This is a genomic window from Mesorhizobium sp. WSM3859 (genome assembly GCF_002295065.1).
In the GTDB taxonomy this organism is placed as follows: domain Bacteria; phylum Pseudomonadota; class Alphaproteobacteria; order Rhizobiales; family Rhizobiaceae; genus Mesorhizobium.
Genome location: NZ_NSGG01000030.1, coordinates 1 through 4,870 on the forward strand (window position 1 = coordinate 1; position 4,870 = coordinate 4,870).

The 4,870-nt window shown below is 66.0% G+C and carries 2 protein-coding genes and 1 pseudogene; all 3 read right to left on the reverse strand.

All coding sequences use genetic code 11. The annotated features are described in order from the left end of the window. Positions 1–1,478 (reverse strand): DUF4347 domain-containing protein (locus CK230_RS32960; RefSeq protein ID WP_141246176.1); only part of this gene is annotated, 1,478 nt, incomplete at its 3' end. Positions 1,479–1,571: 93 nt separating this feature from the next. Continuing rightward, entirely contained in the window at positions 1,572–1,880 is a 309-nt protein-coding gene (locus tag CK230_RS32170) for a hypothetical protein (protein ID WP_141246177.1), read from the reverse strand. A 779-nt stretch (positions 1,881–2,659) separates the two neighbouring features. Continuing rightward, positions 2,660–4,870, reverse strand: a pseudogene (locus CK230_RS32175) (hypothetical protein); the annotation flags it as partial.

Below are 4,870 nucleotides of genomic sequence, written 5' to 3' on the forward strand. Positions count from 1 at the left end.
CCGGTCGAGCCCGTGGCACCGGTTGCTCCAGTTGCACCAGTGTCGCCAGTTGCGCCCGTCGAGCCTGTGGCGCCGGTAGCACCCGTAGCTCCTGTCGAGCCCGTTGCTCCGGAGGCGCCGGTAGCGCCCGTGTCACCAGTCGCGCCGGTGGCGCCGGTGGCACCGGTAGATCCAGCTGCACCGGTAGATCCAGTTGCGCCGCTCGCACCCGTGGCGCCCGTGTCACCGGTTGCGCCTGTAGCGCCAGTTGCACCCGTGGCGCCAGTCGCGCCCGACGACCCGGTTGAGCCGGTGGCGCCAGTTGCACCGGTAGCTCCAGTGGAGCCGGTTGCGCCGCTCGCACCTGTGGCGCCCGTTGCACCGGTCGCACCCGTGGCTCCAGTTGCACCTGTCGAGCCTGTAGCACCCGTCGAGCCAGTGGCGCCCGTCGCGCCGCTCGCACCCGTGGCACCGGTCGCACCCGACGAACCCGTCGCGCCGGTAGAGCCAGTGGCGCCCGTTGCGCCGGTCGCGCCCGACGAACCAGTTGCGCCAGTAGACCCTGTGGCGCCGGTCGCACCTGTTGGTCCGGGCGGTCCCGCCGGTCCGGTCGAGCCTTGACCCGTGGTGGCGATGAAAGCAGCAGTATCAAAAGTATTGCCATTATCGCCGTTATTATTATCTACAGGTGTAAAACTATAACCTCCGGCAACCGGAGAAAGCGTGCCATATAGCTTGAAAGTGCTGTCATAAACAAAATAAATATCAGTAGTATTTGGAATTGTTATTGTTGCAGAAAAATCGGTGATTAGACCATTTTGGTTAGCAGATGGAAGCTGAAAGCTGCCGACCACTGTATCATCTGAAGTATTGAGCGAAGGATTTGTCGGCGGAACCGCGTGAGTATCCACTATATAGTACGTGTTAACAGCCGAAGAGTTGCCGCCGGCTGTTATGTCCCCGGTGAGTGTGAGGTCGGCCGCCGCAAGCACCCCGAAGTAGCTTTCCACTCCATCTGAGGTGAGTGGCGGCAATGGCGTCGGCGCGATCGCTCCTGCGGATAGGTCCCAGGCGCCCCCCAACGCGGCTGCGCCAACCAGCGACCTGGATGCGCGGACGTCCGCGCCGACGACCTCTTCCAGCGCCGCCACGAAGGCCTCGCCTACAACCCCTGATGCCGTCGCGCAGCTCCACAGCCGCAGCTCGCCGTCGGCGGCAAGCGCCTCGCCGATTGCGGCGAAATCTTCAGCCGTTTCTTTCAACGTCGCGACCGACCACTCTCCTGCCGCGAATTGAACCCGTCCCGGCGCGCCATGTGCCATGATGTGGACCGCGTCGAGTCCTTCTTCCCCTTCAAGGGCGCCGGCGATCTGCTGCGCCGGCGGCTGGTTGCGATCGAGCACGACGGCCCGGACTTCCGGCCTCAGGGAGCCGAGAATCGTCTGGAGGTCGGAGACCGAAGGATCCACAAAGAGAATTTCAGAGGCGCGGGCGGCCATGACTGGCTCCTGTTGGCTTGAATTCAATTCAAAGGGAAAATCGGCCGCCAGCGTCGCCGGCGACCGTCGAGGACGAGAGGTGTGAGGCAGCGGTCATCGTCCCGCCGGGCCGACAGCGCCGCCGGGGACAGAGGGGCGTTCCACGCGCAGGAAGCTCGCGATCTGGAAGTTGCCGCCATCGTCGAACGTGCCGATCGCAAATGAACCGGCCGTGCTTGGCACCTTCACGGTGAGCGCGACAGCCATGCTCCGTTTGACCGCCTTGGGAAGGATCACCTGGCCGACGATCGCAGCCTTGGCCTCATCCAAAATGAAATAGGTTTGATTGTCCGTCGTATCGCCGATCGGCAAAACGCCCCTGACGGTAACTTCCAGGACGCCAGTCCCTGCTGCGTAGCTCATCAATCTCTCCTCAGGTCGGCTGCGGCCGTGCCGCACTTTGTGACGACGAGACCATTCTCATCGCCTGGCCGGGATCGAACCCGCATATTCATGTTGTGTATGGAGGCGCCCTCCGGCGCTGGCGCATTTTTGCGGCGCCATGGCCGAAGCATCGGCCTGAGAAAGATTGCCGGCGCAGCTCGCCAGCGGATCAATCGGGAACTCGGCGAAGGCCGGATCGGCTCGGTTCGCGCACGACGTTACACGATACATAACCCCACTCCACGCGAGAGGCCGCCGATCCACCACCGACGGCTCCCATCAACTCCGCAAATGAAACCTATCCGCCCCACCCGGACAGGTATGGACGCGACCGAAAGAGGCGCGTCGAACGTAACTCCACGGTGATCCCCGACTCCGTGACCACGGGTCATAACGAGTATGTAAAAGTTACCTTATTAGTGAATTAGAAAATTCTTGATTTGTAAACGTCCAATCGAGAATTTGTTAACGAATTTGCAACTGCTGGTTAGGCGTAAATGTGCTGGAAGGATTCGGGGACCCACAAAAACGGAGCCATCGCAACGGCTTAGTCGAGAGCAATATTCCCAAGCGGTCTCGCAGATGTGATAGGGCCAGCTATCTGGCCGAGCGGCGACGCGGGCGAAGGTCGGTACCGCGCGTCATATTCCAATATGCATCGCTATGAAAAACGCGCGGGACGCTTTCCGTGAAGACGCGCGTTCCATGTTTCACCTTGAACCGGCGGCTATCCGTTGCCGCCGGTTCAATCGCCTAGCTCATCCATTCGGCTTCAGGAAATCCTTCAGGATCGACTTCACCGTATGGTCGGTGTCGGTGTGGCCGCCTGCGAGCTTAGTCGTGTCCAGCGTCGGATCGTTCTTTGCGCCACCGCCTTGGTCGTGGGTATTCCCAAATCCCTTGATCTTGTTCAAGGCGCCAAGGAGATCGGCTGCAAGCGAGCTGGTCGCCAGGCCAATCAGGTAGCGCAACGACGTGTGATCGCCGCCGGCATTGTTGTTGGAGCTTGACGAGAGGAACGTCGTGTCCTTCAGCCCCAACGTGGTTGGCGTGACCGCAGCCGACTTGGAGTTCGTTACGGCCGTAGTCGTCAAGGCGTTGGAGTGGTGATGATCGCCGCCTGAAGGTCCAGTCGGTCCGGTGGGACCGCTTGCTCCAGTTGCGCCCTTCGGCCCGGTGTCGCCCTTGGGTCCGGTGGCACCCGTCGCGCCGGTCGCTCCCTTGGGTCCGGTGTCGCCCTTCGGTCCGGTCGCTCCTGTCGCACCCGTAGCACCGGTCGAGCCCTTGGGCCCGGTGTCGCCCTTCGGACCGGTCGAGCCGGTAGCGCCGGTCGCACCTGTCGCGCCCGTAGCACCGGTCGAACCCTTGGGTCCGGTGTCGCCCTTCGGCCCAGTCGAACCGGTGGCACCCGTGGCTCCGGTCGCGCCCGTAGCACCGGTCGAGCCCTTGGGTCCGGTGTCGCCCTTCGGCCCAGTCGAGCCGGTCGCTCCTGTCGCGCCTGTCGCGCCGGTCGAGCCCTTGGGTCCGGTGTCACCCTTGGGTCCGGTGGCACCCGTCGCGCCGGTCGCTCCGGTCGCGCCCGTAGCACCGGTCGAGCCCTTGGGTCCGGTGTCGCCCTTCGGTCCGGTGGAGCCTGTGGCGCCGGTCGCTCCTGTCGAGCCAGTGGCCCCCGTGGAACCGCTAGCGCCAGTTGCGCCGGTGGCGCCCGCGGCGCCGGTTGCACCAGTGGCGCCCGTTGCGCCGGTATCGCCGGTCGCACCCATGGCGCCGGTAGCACCCGTGGAACCAGTTGCACCGGTGCCGCCAGTTGCACCGGTAGCCCCGGTTGCACCGGAGGCGCCGGTGTCGCCAGTCGCGCCGGTCGCGCCGGTGGCACCCGTCGCGCCGGTGGCCCCTGTGGCTCCGGTATCGCCAGTCGCGCCAGTGGCGCCCGTTGCTCCGGTATCGCCAGTTGCGCCGGTGGCGCCTGTGGCTCCGGTGGCACCGGTCGCGCCAGTCGAGCCGGTAGCGCCCGTATCACCCGTTGCGCCGGTGGCACCCGTCGCTCCGGTATCGCCGGTCGCACCTGTGGCGCCTGTCGCACCCGTGGCACCCGTTGCCCCGGTATCGCCAGTCGCGCCCGTGGCACCCGTTGCGCCGGTTGCACCCGTGGCTCCGGTATCGCCAGTGGCACCCATGGCGCCCGTTGCGCCAGTGGCACCCGTGGCTCCGGTATCGCCGATCGCACCTGTGGCGCCTGTTGCGCCGGTGGCACCCGTAGCTCCGGTGTCGCCGGTTGCACCAGTCGCACCTGTTGCTCCGGTAGCACCTGTCGCTCCGGTATCGCCAGTCGCGCCTGTGGCGCCCGTCGCTCCGGTAGAACCAGTGGCTCCTGTGTCGCCGGTCGCGCCCGTGGCGCCCGTTGCGCCGGTAGCACCAGTTGCCCCGGTATCGCCAGTCGCGCCCGTGGCGCCCGTAGCACCAGTGGCTCCTGTGTCGCCGGTCGCGCCCGTAGCGCCCGTTGCGCCGGTAGCACCAGTTGCCCCGGTATCGCCGGTTGCACCCGTGGCGCCTGTTGCTCCGGTGGCACCCGTGGCGCCGGTATCGCCAGTCGCGCCCGTATCACCCGTGGCGCCAGTCGCACCCGTCGCCCCGGTATCGCCAGTCGCACCCGTGGCGCCTGTTGCGCCGGTCGCACCGGTGGCCCCGGTATCGCCAGTTGCACCCGTCGCGCCAGTTGCGCCGGTCGCACCCGTCGCCCCGGTATCGCCAGTCGCACCCGTGGCACCCGTTGCGCCGGTGGCACCTGTCGCTCCGGTATCGCCGGTTGCGCCCGTCGCACCTGTTGCTCCGGTGGCACCCGTGGCTCCGGTATCACCTGTTGCGCCGGTGGCCCCAGTGGCCCCGGTATCACCAGTCGCGCCGGTGGCACCGGTCGCGCCAGTCGCACCTGTAGCTCCAGTCGAGCCGGTAGCGCCCGTGTCACCCGT

What these genes read in the sequence shown, in the direction of transcription:
- CK230_RS32170 (WP_141246177.1), bottom strand. Translation starts at nt 1,880, where the DNA reads ATGAGCTACGCAGCAGGGACTGGCGTCCTGGAAGTTACCGTCAGGGGC.